This window comes from Salibacterium sp. K-3, from assembly GCF_054052005.1.
This window is the reverse complement of the sequence record NZ_JBSVZE010000020.1, coordinates 1-204: the sequence shown is the minus strand read 5'-3', so window position 1 is coordinate 204 and position 204 is coordinate 1. Positions and strand designations below refer to the sequence as shown.

General features: G+C 54.9%; 1 rRNA gene. It reads left to right on the top strand.

The features are described from left to right. Positions 1-128 precede the first annotated feature (128 nt). Positions 129-204 (top strand): 5S ribosomal RNA (rrf, locus tag ACW9JV_RS19350); the annotation flags it as partial.

The window sequence follows — 204 nt, the reverse complement described above, 5'->3', positions numbered from 1 at the left end:
GGAAGCGTGGCAACACGTGCAGCTGACAGATACTAATCGGTCGAGGGCTTATCCTGACCAAGTGGTTTGGTTCGCACGGCTCTGATTTCGTTATGTCGTTTTGAGGGAACATCGTTCCCATGATACCGTCTGGTGGCGACGGCGGAGAGGTTCCACCCGTTCCCATGCCGAACACGGAAGTTAAGCTCTCCAGCGCCGATGATA